This window comes from Streptomyces sp. NPDC006552, assembly GCF_040611655.1.
GTDB lineage: Bacteria > Actinomycetota > Actinomycetes > Streptomycetales > Streptomycetaceae > Streptomyces.
The window spans coordinates 1-13,922 of sequence record NZ_JBEXOS010000021.1 but is presented as its reverse complement, the minus strand read 5'-3'; the positions used below and the strand labels follow the sequence as shown (position 1 = coordinate 13,922).

Below are 13,922 nucleotides of genomic sequence, written 5' to 3'. Positions count from 1 at the left end.
GAAAGATCCACGGTGGCGTGGGCACGTCCGGCAGGGCGACAACACGGGTATGCGTGTCGTCATCGTGAGCGAGTCCTTCCCTCCCGACATCAACGGGGTGGCGCACTGCGCCCTGCAGACCGCGCGGCATCTGGCCGCCCGCGGCCACGAACCCCTCGTCGTCGCTCCGGCCACCGCCGACGGACCCGAGGCGGACGCCGGCGCGCCCTGCCCGGTGGTCCGGGTGCCCTCCCTGCCGCTGCCCGGCTACCCGCAGGTCCGGGTCGCGCTGCCCACCCGCCGCGTCCTGCGGGCCGTGGCCGCGCACCGGGCCCACGTCGTCCACCTGGCCGGCCCGTTCGTCCTCGGCGCTCGCGGCGTGGCGGCCGCGGCCCGGCGCGGCATCCCCGCCGTCGCCGTCCACCAGACCGACCTGGCCGGCTACGCGCGTACGTACCTGGGGACGGGCCAGGCCGCGGCCTGGCGCCGCATCCGCAGCGTGCACACCGCGGCCGACCTGACCCTGGCGCCGTCCAGCGCCGCCCGGCGCGACCTGGAGGCACACGGGGTGCCCCGGGTCCGGCTGTGGCCGCGTGGCGTGGACGGCGACCGGTTCCGGCCCGGGCGGCGCGATCCGGCGCTGCGCGCGAAGCTGGCGCCCGCCGGGGAGCTGCTCGTCGGCTACGTGGGGCGGCTCGCGCCCGAGAAACACGTGGAACTGCTGGCCCGCACCTGCGGCCTGCCCGGCGCGCGGGTCGTCGTCGTGGGGGACGGGCCGAGCCGCGACACACTGGAGGGCGCGCTGCCCGGCGCCGTCTTCCTCGGCCGCCGGACCGGCGACGAACTCGCCCGGATCTTCGCCTCCTTGGACGTCTTCGTGCACACGGGCCCGCTCGAGACGTTCTGCCAGACCGTGCAGGAGGCCATGGCCAGCGGGGTGCCCGTGGTCGCCCCCGCCGTCGGCGGGCCCCTGGACCTCGTCGCCCACGGCAGGACCGGGCTGCTGGTGCCGCCGGGCGACGCGGACGCCGTACGGGACGCCGTGTGGTCGCTGGCCGCCGACCCGGCGCTGCGGGCCGCCTACGGAGCCGCCGGCCGCGCGGCTGTCGCCGGACGGAGCTGGGAGGCCGTCGGGGACCAGCTCGTGGAGCACTACGCAGACGTGCTGCGGGCCAGGACGGTGGTCGCGGCATGAGCGGGGGCCTGTGCATCGTCCGGCTCGCGAACTTCGTGGCGGCCCCCTCCGGCGGACTGCGCACCGCGCTGCGCGAGTTGGGGGCCGGATACGCGGCGGCCGGCCACGTTCCCGTGCTGATCGTGCCAGGGCACCGCTTCTCCGACGTGGAGAGCCCCCAGGGCCGCGTCCCGACCCTGCCGGGGGCCGCTGCCCGAGGTCGTCGGGGCGGCGGGCGCCGTGGCGGGGGACAGCGGCGCCTCGTTCGCGACCGCCGTCCAGGAGGTCCTGGGCCGGCCGGTGCGCCGGCGCCGCCAGGCGGCACGCGCGCGTGCCGCCTGCTTCGGCTGGGACACCGCGGTCCGGGCCTTCCTGGCCTCCCACGAAGCACCGGCGCGCACACCCGGGAGGGGTGCGGTGTGACGGCCCCGCGGTGCGCGGTGAGCGAGGTACCTATCGACACATATCGTTGAACGATCCCGCGATACCCATGTTGTTTCGTCCCTCCATGTGCGCTTGAATGCGGCCGTGGCCACGGAAGAACTGCACGCACTCGCCGACGACCGCCCCCTCCTGGGGCGCACCAGCACCGCCGAGCGCGTCGCGGACATCCTCAGGAGCCGGATCGCCGACGGCTTCTTCCCTCCCGGGACGCGCCTGTCGGAGGACAGCATCGGAGGCGCCCTCGGCGTCTCGCGCAACACCCTGCGCGAGGCCTTCCGGCTCCTCACCCACGAACGGCTGCTCGAACACCGGCTCAACCGCGGTGTCTTCGTCCGCGTTCTGAGCGTCGACGACGTCGAGGACATCTACCGGATCCGGCGCATGATCGAATGCTCCGTCGTCCGCTCGCTCGGCGAACCCCCTTACGCGCTCGACACGGTCGCGGAGGCCGTCGCCGACGGCGAGCGCGCCGCCGCGGCCGGGGAGTGGAAGGGCGTGTCGACCGCCAACATCCACTTCCACCGCGAGCTCGTCGCCCTCGCCCGCAGCGAGCGCACCGACGAGCTGATGCGCAGCGTCCTGGCCGAGCTGCGGCTCGCCTTCCACGTCGTGGACGACCCGCGCGGCCTTCACGAGCCCTACCTCGCCCGTAACCTGCGGATCGTCGAGATGCTGCGCCAAGGGCACAAGGACGCCGCCGAGACGCTGCTCGCCGACTACCTCGACGACTCCCGCGACGGGCTCGTCGAGGCGTACGGGCGGCGGGTCCCGGCCGGCCGGTGACCGCCCGGCGCCCCCGTCGCATCTGCGTCGTTTCGACCGGTGTCAGACCCAGCGCCTAGTCTGTGCTCCGTGACTTCGCCTGCCACCACGGAATCCGTTCCGCCCCAGCTCAGCGCGGGGCCGCGCCCCGCGCCGGGGCCGGCCGCCGACGAAGGGCTCGCGCGGCGGCTGCGCGCGCTCGCCTGCACCGCCCCGCTGCACGACCTCGACGTGCGCAAGGCCAACCTCGCGGGCGAGTACTCGACGTACGGCATGGCCGAGGTGGCACTCTCCGCGATCGACCTCGTCACCCTGAACATGGACTTCGACACCGGCGCCGACCACGAGCAGATAGTGGCCCGCCTGGAGCCGCGCATCGCCGCGCAGGCGCCGCAGCGGCCCGCCGCCGAGCACGAGCGCGTCGCCCGCTGGGTCCTGGAGAACCTGATCAACGTCGGCACGGTGGACCGCGGTTTCCGCGCCGTGTACGGCACGTTCGCGACGGACGGCTCCTACGTGCGGCGCGACTACGACTTCAAGCTGATCGAGGAAGTCCCCGGGCCCGGCGGCAGCGTCTACCTGCGCACGACCGACGAAGCGGTCAACGTACTGGTGGGCGCCCTCGACACCGACGTCACCAGCGCCCAGATCGCCGCCGAGGTGAAGCTGGAGGTCCTGATCAGCCGCGGGCGCCTCGCGGACGCGCAACTCGCCGCCGAGCAGGCCCGGTACCGGACCGTGCAGTACTCGGAGACGCTGCGCAAGGCCCTGGACGCCACGCGGCGCAATGTCCGCGCCGTGGACTGGCTGCGGGCCGTCCCGGACATGATCGCCGAGGCGCTCGACCACGTCGCCGACCGCTACCGCCACGAGAACGCGATCCTGACGAACATCCGCAAGGCCAGGGACGAGTCCGAGGACCCCGAGCAGAAGCGGCGCGCCGCCGAGCTGGTCGACATCGTCAAGGACTGCATCCGCCGCCATACGCAGCTGCAGTCCCGCCTCCTCGAAGCGGGCCCCCTGTTCCGCGCCGAGCAGGACCGGCAGGCCTTCGCCACGCCGTCCGCGCGCGCCGGCCTCGACCTGTACGGACAGCTCGTCGCGCCCCTGCTGCCGCTGCCGGTGGAGCGCGCCCGCAAGGTGACCGACGCGTTCTTCGCGCACGGCACCGGACTGCGCACCCCCGTCTCCGTACGGGTCGGCGACCTCGTCGACATACTGCTGACCCCGCCCCTGGAGCGGGAGCACCTCGGCGCGGAGATGCCCGAGCCGGACCTCGTCGCCACCCCGGACGACAGCCGGTTCAGCGAGGAGCAGCTCGCGAGTGCCAAGGAGCTGCTCGACCTGCCCGCGGACGCGCCGCGCCGGCTGTCGGGGCTGCTGGCCGAGGCGCGGCGGCGCGACAGCGAACTGCCTTACCTGGTCGCCCTGTTGGCGGTGCACGCGGCCAGTCCACCGGTCGGCACCGCCTACCGTCAGGGCGAGGGCACCCTGCTGTTCGCCGTCGACGACGGCACCGAGCTCGACGACCCGGAGTTCGGCGGCGCCGACCTCATCGTGGGCACGGCCCTCCTCGACGCCGCCGGGATGGCGGCCGGCCGGACGGAGGCCGCGTGACGTACCAGGGACGGGCGGCGGACCCGGAGGGCGCCGCATGACACACCGAGAAGCGACCAAGGAGCACCGCCCGTGACCGAGTACCCCGAAGAGCACGCCGAACGGGGCGAGCCCGAGGCCGCCGGGGCGGGCATCACGAAGGCCCCGGCGCCGGTCACCCCCGCGGACGCGGCCGACGCGGCCCGGCTCGTCTCCTTCGGCCTGCAGCCGAAGCTGGCCCCCTCGCGCGACCAGGAGTACGGCGAACTGCTGCGGCGCTACCGCGAGGACCCGCCCTTCGCGCGCCTCGCCGACGCCGTCGCCACCGGCCTCGGACTCGTCGTCCTGGAGGTCTCCCCGCGCGCGGGCATGGCCGTGACCGCCGCCGAGGACTCCGTCTTCGCCGTCCGCATGGGCGACTACGCGCGGCGCACCGCCGCCGACTCCACCGACCGGTTCCTGCACGGCCTCGCCCACCTCGCTGTCGCCGCGCTCGCCTTTCCCCGCCCCGAGGACCTCGCCGACGACGGCTACATCGGCCGCGTCAGCGTCAACGGCGTGGACGGATTCGTCCGCCAGGCCTGCCGCAAGCTGGAGGAGCGGGCCGACGAGCAGGGCGAGAACACCGACCCGGCCACCGACGCGCCCGGCCTCGAAGCGGCCTGGCGGATCTGGGCGCGGCGCAGTGCCACCGGCGCCACCAAGGACGCGCGCCGCCTGGCCGGTTCGACGACCGGGATCGTCGCCAAGGCCGTCACGTTCCTGACCGACTCCGGGTTCCTGCAGAGAACCGGCGACGACGGCGGCGGCACGTACCGCACCACCGCCCGCTATCAGTTGCAGGTCCGGGACATGGCCGGCACCGCCGCCATGGCCGAACTCCTGGAGCTCGGGGTGGTACCGGTGACCGACGGTTCCGCGAGCCTGGTCCCGCCGATGGACGAGGACGCGGTGGAACTCGCCGACGCGGGCCTGCCCTTCCACTCCTGAACTCCTCGATCCTCCCGATCTCCCCGACTGCTCCGACCGACCGCCGCTCCGCCGCCGACCGCCCCTTCGAACGTCCGCACCTACCACGAGAGTCCGCCATGTACGAGCTGTCCCGGGTTCGCCTCTACTCCATCGGGCCGGCCGGTGCGCGCTACGCCGACACCGTGCTCGACCTGCGAGGCGTCGGCGCGCCCGTCCCCGACCCCGCGCCCGCCCAGGCGGAGTTCTTCGCGGACGAGCCCGTCGGCCCGCCGCGCCGCCCGGCGCCGGCCGGTGTGCTCTTCCTGGAGAACGGCGGCGGCAAGTCGGTCCTGCTCAAACTGATCTTCTCCGTGATGCTGCCCGGCCACCGCAACACCCTGGGCGGCGCCAGCTCCGGTGTGCTGCGCAAGTTCCTCCTCGCCGACGACTGCGGACACGTCGCCCTGGAATGGCAGCACACGCGCACCGGTGAGTGCGTCGTCGTCGGCAAGGCCAGCGAGTGGCGCGGCCGGCAGGTCTCGAACGACCCGCGGAAGTTCGCGGAGGCCTGGTACTCGTTCCGGCCGGGCCCCGGGATGAGCCTCGACTCGCTGCCCGTCGCCGAGTCGACGGCCGTCCGCTCCACCACCGAGGGCGCCTCGGGCGCGCAGGGGCGCCGGCGCACCATGAAGGGCTTCCGGGACGCGCTGACCGAGGCCGGTAAGGCCTACCCCCACCTCGAAGTCCACTGGGAAGAGATCCACGACCGGTGGAACGAACACCTCGGTGACCTCGGACTCGACCCCGAACTCTTCCGCTACCAGCGCGAGATGAACGCGGACGAGGGGGAGGCCGCCGGTCTCTTCGCGGTCAAGAAGGACTCCGACTTCACCGACCTGCTGCTGCGCGCCGTCACCGACACCCGCGACACCGACGGCCTGGCCGACCTGGTCGGCGGGTTCGGCAACAAGCTGGGGCGGCGGGCCGAGCTGATCGCCGAACGCGACTTCACCGCCGGCTCCGTCGATCTGCTCACCCGGATCGTCGACGCCTCCCACACGCGGGCCCGCGCGCGTGACATCCATGCCGCCGCCGAGCGCCGCACCCGCACGCTCGCCCGGCGCCTGGCCGCCCGGGCGGGCGTCGAGCGCGAGCGCGCCGGAGACCTCGCCCACCAGGTCACCGCCGCCGCGCACACCGTCACCGAGGCCGAGTCCGCCCGCGAGCGCAGCGCCCTCATCGCGGCCGAACTCGCCTACCGGCACGCCTCGCTGGCGCTCGCCGGCGCCGAGAAGGCCGCCGCCGCGCAGAAGCGCGAACTGGCCGACGCCCGTACCCTGCACTCCGCGTGGCAGGCCGCCGAGGCCGTGCTGCGCCACCGCGCCGCCGCCGACCGCACCGCGCGCGTGGCCGCCGCCATCCGCGAGGCCGAGCGCGACGCGGCGCCCGCGCTCGCCGCCCGCTCCCAGGCCGCGGCCGAACTGGTCCGGGCCCTGCACAGCGCCGCCGAGAAGGCCGAGAGCCACGCCAACGAGGAGGAGGAACGCTCCGCCGTCCTCCAGGAGACGGGCGAGACCGCGCACCGCGACGCGACCGTCGCCGCCACCGAGGCGCAGCGCGCCCGCAGCGAACTCGGCCATCTGCGTCAGCGCCTCACCGAGGTCGAGCAGGAGACCGCCGAGGCCGTCCGCGCCGGCTGGCTCGACGACAGCGCGCCCGACGCCGACCCGGCCCGCGCCGCCCTCGCCGCGAGCGACGCGGAGAAGACGGCCGTAGCCGCCTGGGACACCGCCCGCGAAGCCGCCCACCGCGCCACCGAGCACGCGCGCGAAGCCACCGGCGTGGAGGCCCGCGCCGAGCTGACCGCGGCCCGCGCCGCCGACGCCGCGGGCGCGGCGGAGCAGGCGTACCAGGGCGAGGAGCGGGCCGCCGCGGCCCTGGCGGGGGAGGAGCGCCTCGCCGAACTGCTGGGCGTGGACGGCCCGTCGGACCGGCCGGCCGAGGCCGACGGGCCCGTCGCCCCGCTGACCGCCGAGGACCTCGACCGGGCCGCCGACGACCTGGCCACCCTGCTCGACAACTCCGTCACCGCCGCCGAGCGACAGCTGTTCGAACTGCGTACCGCCGCCGCCGACGACGCCCGCATCCTCGGCGCGCTCGGCGACGGCGGGCTGCTGCCGCCCGGACCGGACGTGCTCGCCACCGTCGAGCACCTCGGCGAACAAGGCATCCCCGCCCTGCCCGGCTGGCGCTACCTCGCCCAGTCCGTCGACCCCGTCGACCACGCGCGCGTGCTCGCCGCCCGCCCCGAGCTGGTCGACGGCGTCATCATCACCGACCCGGCCTCCCACGCCCGGGCCCGGGAGGTCCTCGCCGGCGCCGCCCTGCTGCCGCGCTCCACCGTCGCCGTCGGCACCGCGGCCGCGCTCCTCGCCCCGACACCGGCACAGGACGCCTCGGACGACGGCGTCTTCCTCGTCCCGCCGAACCCGGCCATGCACGACGAGCACGCCGCCGACGAGGAACGGCAGGCCCTGCGCGTCCGCGCCGCCCAGCGCGACGAAGCCATCCGCACCCTCGTCGGACGGCTCGCCAAGGACCGCGAGCTGGCCGCCCGCCTCACCTCCTGGCGCGCCGGGTGCCCGGCCGGCCGCCTCACCGAACTCGCCGAGGCCGCCCGGCAGGCCCGGGCCTTCGCCGAGGAGGCCGAGGCCGAACTGGCCGAGGCCCGCACCGTCCGCGCGGAGGCCGACGAGGCCGCCGCCGAGGCGCTCCGGGTACGGGACGAGCGCCAGGAGGCCGCCCAGCGCGCCCGCCGCGCCGCCGACGCCCTCGCCGGACTCGCCTACCGGCTGCGCGAACGCGCCGCCTGGCAGGCCAAGGTGCGCGAACTCGCCGACGAGGCGGTCGCCTCGGAGGCCCGCGCCCAGACCTGCCTGGAACACGCTCGCGCCGCCGACGAGGACCGCCGCTCCGCCCAGCGCTCCGCCGACGACACCCGCCGCACCGTCCGCGCGCTGCGCGCCGAGCGCGCCGAGATCGCCGGCGCCCCCGACGACGTACCCGAAGGAGAGACGCCCAAGGCGTCGCTGCCCGCCCTGCGCGAGGCCTACCGCGCCGCGTCCCAGCTGTACGAGAAGGTCGGCGTCGGCGCCGACCTGCGAGCCGAGCAGGCCCGCGCCGAGAGCGACGAGTCGGCCGCCCTCACCGAACTGGGCCGGCTCAGCAACAAGGTGCGCACCCGCGCCGCCACCCTGCTCGAATCGTCCGACGGGGCCGACGGACCGTCCCGGCAGGCCGCCGCCGCCCGCGCCGAGGAACTCGTCCAGCTCCTGGAGACCCGCGCCTCCACCGCCAGCGAGCATCTCGGCCGGCTGCGCGGCGAGGCCGAGCGGCACGCGCCCGAGGACGGCACGGCCCACACCGAGCTGCCCGAGGACCTCGTCCCCGCCGACACCGAGCACGCGAGCACCCTGCTGCGCACCGTCACCACCGAGCTCGCCGCGCGCACCGAGGCGTTGCGCACCGCCCGCGCCGCCCACGGCGAGCTCCTCGACGCCCACCGTGCCGCCGAGGACGGCACCGGCGGTTTCGACGAGACGGCCGCGCTCCTGCGCGACCTGCTGCGCGACCACGCCGACGACGAGCAGGAGGAGCCGGAGCCCTACCCGGGCACGCTGGAGGAGGCCCGCACCGCCGCCGCCGAGACCCGCCGCTCGCTGCGTGGCTGCGCGGCCGACCTGTCCGCTGCCGAGGCCGCCGTCCGCGAGGCGAGCGACATCCTCGTCCGGCACGCGAACTCCACCCGCTACGAGCAGGTCCGCACACCCGCCCGCCAGCAGATCCGCGAGCTGCCCGCCGCCGCGCTGCCGGAGCACGCCCAGCGCTGGGCGGACGCCTTCGCGCCCCGGCTGCGGGTCCTCACCGACGAGCTGGCGCAGCTGGAGCGCAACCGCGACTCGATCGTGGACCGGCTGCGCGGCCTCGTCGAGTCCTCACTGGCCACGCTCCGCTCCGCCCAGCGCCTGTCCCGCCTGCCCGAAGGGCTCGGGGAGTGGTCGGGGCAGGAGTTCCTGCGCATCCGCTTCGAGGAGCCCGACCAGGCCACCCTCACCGAGCGGCTCGGCGAGGTCATCGACGAGGCGACCCGCGCGGCCGTGAAGAAGAACTCCGACCTGCGCCGCGACGGCATGTCCCTGCTGCTGCGCGGGGTCGCCGCCGCCCTGGAACCCAAGGGCGTCGCCGTCGAGATCCTCAAACCGGACGCGGTGCTGCGCGCCGAGCGGGTGCCCGTCGGACAGATGGGCGACGTGTTCTCCGGCGGCCAGCTGCTCACCGCGGCCATCGCCCTGTACTGCACGATGGCGGCGCTGCGCTCGAACGACCGGGGCCGCGACAAGCACCGCCACGCGGGCACGCTCTTCCTCGACAACCCCATCGGCCGCGCCAACGCCACCTACCTCCTGGAGTTGCAGCGCGCCGTGTCCGACGCGCTCGGCGTGCAACTCCTGTACACCACGGGCCTGTTCGACACGACCGCGCTCGCCGAGTTCCCGCTCGTGATCCGGCTGCGCAACGACGCGGACCTGCGGGCCGGACTGAAGTACATCAGCGTGGAAGAGCACTTGCGCCCGGGGCTGCCGCAGCAGGATCCGGACGGGGAGACGGTGCACGGCGAGATCACGGCGACCCGGATGTTCAAGCGCCCCACCGAGCCCGCCGAGCCCACGGTGCCCGCCGCCCGGACCGGAACGGCCGCGCAGGACGCCTGACCGGCCGCCGGGCGGCACGAGGCCGCCCCCGGAGCCACGCGAGAAGGCCCCCGGTGCGCGCGGGGGCCGTGACGGCCGCGCCCCCGCCACCTGGCTCACGTATGCGTCAGCTGCCCCGCCCCACCGCGCCCCCGTATCCCCTCCGGGGCCCGCCGCGCCGACCGGCGGGCCCGGCGGCGCTCCTTGCGCAGCTGCCGCGCGGTGCTGGCCGGGGCCGAGATGACTCCATGCCGCTGGTTCCACACCTGGCGCGTGACCCAGACGTCGAGCACGCTCCACGTGGCCACCACCGTGCTTGCCACACTGCTGAGCACCATGGGGAACGCCAGCCAGGAATCGGCGAGCGTGCACAGGAAGGCGACCATCGCCTGGATCAGCGTGATCGCGCTGATCAGGACGGCCCGCACCGCCGCCGTACGCACCGGATCGGGCATCCGGCGCCGCTCGGCCGGCTCCTCGACCCACAGCTGCCGCCGCTCCGCCGTCTCACTCATCACGTCACTCCCCGCCGCTCCCAGGCCCTCGACCCGGTGCCCCCGCACCGGCCTGCACAGTGACTGCCCGGTTTGCTCCGCTTGATGTCACCTGTCGGTGCCGGCGCCGCGCTGCACGTACATCCTGAGAGGAAGACGGACGGCGCCCCGGAAAGATTCCCGAATTCGGACAACTGCCCTGATGTAGCGGCAGGAAGCAGAGGTTTCCGGCCAACTGCCGTGGTGAGTCGTCCGATAATGATCGACGTTCCGCGCGGCGATCCCGGGATGCAATCTCCCGCAATGCCCGGACAACTCGGGACGCCCATGGCCGCGCGGGGGGAAACAGCATCCGGACAGGCCTTCGAGTTGCTCCTGTCTCAGTAGTAGGCTCGCGCCGTTTGTTGCCGTACATGTGTGCCCCTGACCACACGGGGCCGATCTGGGGGAGGCCATGCGCTTTCGCGGGAAGTCCATCCGCCGGAAGATCGTGGCGTTGCTGCTGGTGCCGCTCCTGTCGCTGACGGCGATCTGGGCCTTCGCCTCGGTGATCACGGGGCGCGACGCGATGCAGCTGCTCTCGGCGGGCAAGGCGGCCGACGCGCTCGGCTACCCGCTGGTCTCCACCGCCCGCGCCCTCCAGGCCGAACGCCGCCAGACTTTGGTCTACCTGGCCGACCCCCGTGCCTCCGAGGCCCAGTCCGACCTGCGCACCCGGCGCTCGGCCGCCGACGAACAGATGTCCCGCATCCGGCAGCGGGCCGCCGACACGGACCTGCGCGCCGACCTGAACGGCGACGCGCGCGGCGCCCTGGACGCCGCCGTCGAGGGCTTCGAAGGCATCGAGTCGCTGCGCCGGAACGTCGACGAAGGAACCGTCACCCGGACCCAGGCCCTGGACTTCTACAACCGCCTGATCGCGCCCACCGGCGACTTCCTCCTCGGCCTCACCGCCCTCGACGACTCCGCGGTGGAACGCCAGGGCCGGGCCGTCGCCGGGCTCATCGAGGCCCGCGAACTGCTCTCCCAGGAAGACGCGCTGGTCGGCTCGGGCCTCGTCGCCGGCCGACTCGGCCAGGAGGAGCTGCGCCAGATCTCCGACCTGGTCGCGCAGCGCACCCTGCTGTACGACACACACCTCGCGATGCTGCCCGCCGACGAACGGGCCCGCTACCAGCGGTACTGGAGCGGCCCCGACACCAACCCGCTGCGCACCGCCGAGAAGGCCGTCGTGACCGGGACACCGGGCGCGCCCAAGGGCGTCACCGCGGCCGCCTGGGACCGGTCCTCACAGCAGGTCCTCGACGCACTGGCCGACCGGGACACCGCGGCCGCCGAGCGTTACCAGGACCGGGCCCGCCCGATCGCCCTCCAGGTGTTCCTGCGGGCCGGCGTCGCCGGCGTCCTCGGCCTTCTCGCCCTGCTCGTCTCCCTCTTCCTCTCGGTCCGCATCGGCCGCGGCCTCGTCCGCGACCTGCGCCGGCTGCGCCTGGAGGCCCACGAGGCCTCCGGTGTCCGGCTGCCGGGCGTGATGCGCCGTCTCGCCGCCGGCGAGGTGGTCGACGTGGAGACCGAGGCCCCGCGGCTCGAATACGGCAAGGACGAGATCGGGCAGGTCGGCCAGGCGCTCAACACCCTGCAGCGCTCGGCCGTCGAGGCGGCCGTCAAACAGGCCGAGCTGCGGCGCGGTGTCTCCGAGGTCTTCGTCAACCTCGCCCGGCGCAGCCAGGTCCTGCTGCACAAGCAGCTGACCCTGCTGGACGCCATGGAGCGCAGGACCGACGACACCGACGAACTCGCCGACCTGTTCCGCCTCGACCACCTGACCACGCGCATGCGCCGCCACGCCGAGGGCCTGGTGATCCTCTCCGGCTCCGCCCCGTCCCGGCAGTGGCGCAAGCCCGTGCAGCTCATGGACATCGTGCGCGCCTCCGTGGCCGAGGTCGAGGACTACGAGCGCATCGAGGTCCGCCGCCTGCCCCGCATCGCGGTGACCGGCCCCGCCGTCGCCGACCTCACCCACCTGATCGCCGAACTCCTGGAGAACGCCACGGTGTTCTCCCCGCCGCACACGGCCGTCCAGGTCCTTGGGGAACGCGTCGCGAACGGCTTCACCCTGGAGATCCACGACCGCGGGCTCGGCATGGCCCCCGACGGCCTCCTCGACGCCAATCTGCGGCTCGCCGAGACCCCCGAGTTCGAACTCTCCGACACCGACCGGCTCGGCCTCTTCGTCGTCAGCCGCCTCGCCCAGCGCCAGAACGTCCGCGTCTCCCTGCAACCGTCCCCGTACGGCGGCACGACCGCGGTCGTCTTCATCCCGGACGCGCTGCTCACCGACGCGCCCGACACGGAAGGCGCCGGGTTCCGCCTCGACCGGCCCGACCCGGCGCGCCGCCCGGCCGTCCCCGGGCTCGGCACCTCCGACGGCCTGCCCGGCCTGCCGGCCTCGGTCCTCGACGGGCCGATCGAGCTGGAGGCCCCGCTGGCCACGGCCGACATGACCCTGACCGACTTCCCGGGCGCCCTGGGCGACGAGGACAGCGAGCGCGGGGCCCTGTTCCGTCCGCGCCGCCCGGTCGCCGGCCTCCCCGGCGAACAGCACCAGCAGGCCGACGAGCCCACCGCCGGCGGCCACGGTACGGAGCGCGACGGGCTGCCGGACGGCCTCGTGCCGCTGCCGCGCCGCCGCGCCCCCAAACTCGTCAGCTCGCACGGCAAGCCCGTCACCCGGACCCGGCCCGCCGCGCTCGACCGCGGCGCCCAGGACCCGGGGGAGCGGCACGACCGGGGCGGCGGCGACGCAGTGCGCGACCTCCCGCCGACGCCCCTGACCGACCTGCCGCGCAGGCGCGCGCGGGCCGCCGCGCCCGACGCCGTCGAACCCGCGGGCGCGGGACAGCCCGACGCCACGGCCGGCGGCCTGCCCCGACGGGTACGCCAGGCCAACCTGGCACCGCAGTTGAAGGACGGGCCCGACCTGCGCGCCGACCGCGCGACGGCCCGTGACGAGACCCTCTCCCCGACGCCCGCCGACCGGGACGCCGACGAGGTACGCAGCCGGATGGCCTCGCTCCAGCGTGGCTGGCGGCGCGGCCGCGAGGAGAACGCCGCGAGCGAAGACAGCGCTGACGGCACAGCACAGGGAACGACTTCTGAGGGGGACGGTCGATGACCGCACCGAAGACCACCGCGCACACCACGAACGGTGGTTCGCGGGAGCTCAACTGGCTCCTCGACGACCTGGTCGAGCGTGTCGCCAGCATCCACAAGGCGCTCGTGCTCTCCGGGGACGGGCTGCCGACAGGGGTCTCCAAAGACCTCAGCCGGGAGGACAGCGAGCACCTCGCCGCCGTCGCCTCCGGCTTCCACAGCCTCGCCAAGGGGGTCGGGCGCCACTTCGATGCGGGCGGGGTCCGCCAGACCATCGTCGAACTCGACGAGGCCTTCCTCTTCGTCACCGCGGCCGGCGACGGCAGCTGTCTCGCCGTCCTGGCGGACGCGGACTCCGATGTCGGCCTCGTCGCCTACGAGATGACTCTGCTGGTCAAGCGGGTGGGCGCACATCTGGGGACGGCTCCGCGCACGGAACATCCCGCCGGAGGGTAGTGGGTCGGCATGAGCGCAGACGGTGAGGGGACGCAGGAGACACACTGGTTCGACGACGAGGCCGGGCCCGTCGTCCGTCCGTATGCCATGACACGCGGCCGCACCAGCAGCGCGGGCCAGCACCGCCTCGACCTGATCGCGGTCGTCGTCGCGGAGTCCCGC

The 13,922-nt window shown here is 74.8% G+C and carries 9 protein-coding genes and 1 pseudogene; 9 read left to right on the top strand and 1 reads right to left on the bottom strand.

Going from position 1 to position 13,922, the window contains the following annotated elements; all coding sequences use genetic code 11:
* Positions 1-49: 49 nt before the first annotated feature.
* From ABZY33_RS15045 to ABZY33_RS15020, 6 genes and pseudogenes are all read left to right on the top strand, one after another.
* Entirely contained in the window at positions 50-1,174 is a 1,125-nt protein-coding gene (locus ABZY33_RS15045; protein ID WP_356491990.1) for a glycosyltransferase family 1 protein, read from the top strand.
* A pseudogene (locus ABZY33_RS15040) lies at positions 1,171-1,359 on the top strand (glycosyltransferase family 1 protein); the annotation flags it as partial. The gene ABZY33_RS15045 and the pseudogene ABZY33_RS15040, both read left to right, overlap by 4 nt.
* Positions 1,360-1,681: 322 nt before the next feature.
* Positions 1,682-2,380 (top strand): GntR family transcriptional regulator, encoded by a 699-nt coding sequence (locus tag ABZY33_RS15035; protein ID WP_356491989.1) that lies wholly within the window; start codon positions 1,682-1,684, stop codon positions 2,378-2,380.
* 69 nt (positions 2,381-2,449) lie between these two features.
* Positions 2,450-3,976: a hypothetical protein gene (locus ABZY33_RS15030; RefSeq protein ID WP_356491988.1), complete on the top strand. Its 1,527-nt coding sequence runs from the start codon at positions 2,450-2,452 to the stop codon at positions 3,974-3,976.
* Between the two features lie 132 nt (positions 3,977-4,108).
* A complete protein-coding gene (locus tag ABZY33_RS15025; protein ID WP_356492057.1) occupies positions 4,109-4,945 on the top strand; it encodes a hypothetical protein in 837 nt (278 codons plus the stop codon).
* A gap of 98 nt (positions 4,946-5,043) precedes the next feature.
* Positions 5,044-9,678: a hypothetical protein gene (locus ABZY33_RS15020; RefSeq protein ID WP_356491987.1), complete on the top strand. Its 4,635-nt coding sequence runs from the start codon at positions 5,044-5,046 to the stop codon at positions 9,676-9,678.
* 95 nt (positions 9,679-9,773) lie between these two features.
* Here ABZY33_RS15020 and ABZY33_RS15015 read toward each other — a convergent pair whose 3' ends face one another.
* The gene (locus ABZY33_RS15015; RefSeq protein WP_356491986.1) at positions 9,774-10,172 is read right to left on the bottom strand and encodes a hypothetical protein; all 399 of its coding nucleotides are present in this window, start codon (positions 10,170-10,172) and stop codon (positions 9,774-9,776) included.
* A gap of 433 nt (positions 10,173-10,605) precedes the next feature.
* On the opposite strand from ABZY33_RS15015, the gene ABZY33_RS15010 reads away from it, so the two are divergent.
* The 3 genes from ABZY33_RS15010 to ABZY33_RS15000 all read left to right on the top strand — a co-directional run.
* Positions 10,606-13,326, top strand: coding sequence for a nitrate- and nitrite sensing domain-containing protein (locus tag ABZY33_RS15010; RefSeq protein WP_356491985.1), 2,721 nt, complete (start codon positions 10,606-10,608; stop codon positions 13,324-13,326).
* On the top strand, positions 13,323-13,760 hold the full coding sequence (locus ABZY33_RS15005) for a roadblock/LC7 domain-containing protein (protein ID WP_356491984.1): 438 nt from the start codon (positions 13,323-13,325) through the stop codon (positions 13,758-13,760). The genes ABZY33_RS15010 and ABZY33_RS15005 overlap by 4 nt, the downstream gene beginning before the upstream one ends.
* 9 nt (positions 13,761-13,769) lie before the next feature.
* Positions 13,770-13,922 (top strand): DUF742 domain-containing protein (locus ABZY33_RS15000; protein ID WP_356492056.1); only part of this gene is annotated, 153 nt, incomplete at its 3' end.

Bases quoted from the DNA above. Each gene is read 5' to 3' on its own strand.
- ABZY33_RS15020 (WP_356491987.1), top strand. From the start codon at position 5,044: ATGTACGAGCTGTCCCGGGTTCGCCTCTACTCCATCGGGCCGGCCGGT.
- ABZY33_RS15045 (WP_356491990.1), top strand. From the start codon at position 50: ATGCGTGTCGTCATCGTGAGCGAGTCCTTCCCTCCCGACATCAACGGG.
- ABZY33_RS15015 (WP_356491986.1), bottom strand. From the start codon at position 10,172: ATGAGTGAGACGGCGGAGCGGCGGCAGCTGTGGGTCGAGGAGCCGGCC.
- ABZY33_RS15010 (WP_356491985.1), top strand. From the start codon at position 10,606: ATGCGCTTTCGCGGGAAGTCCATCCGCCGGAAGATCGTGGCGTTGCTG.
- ABZY33_RS15005 (WP_356491984.1), top strand. From the start codon at position 13,323: ATGACCGCACCGAAGACCACCGCGCACACCACGAACGGTGGTTCGCGG.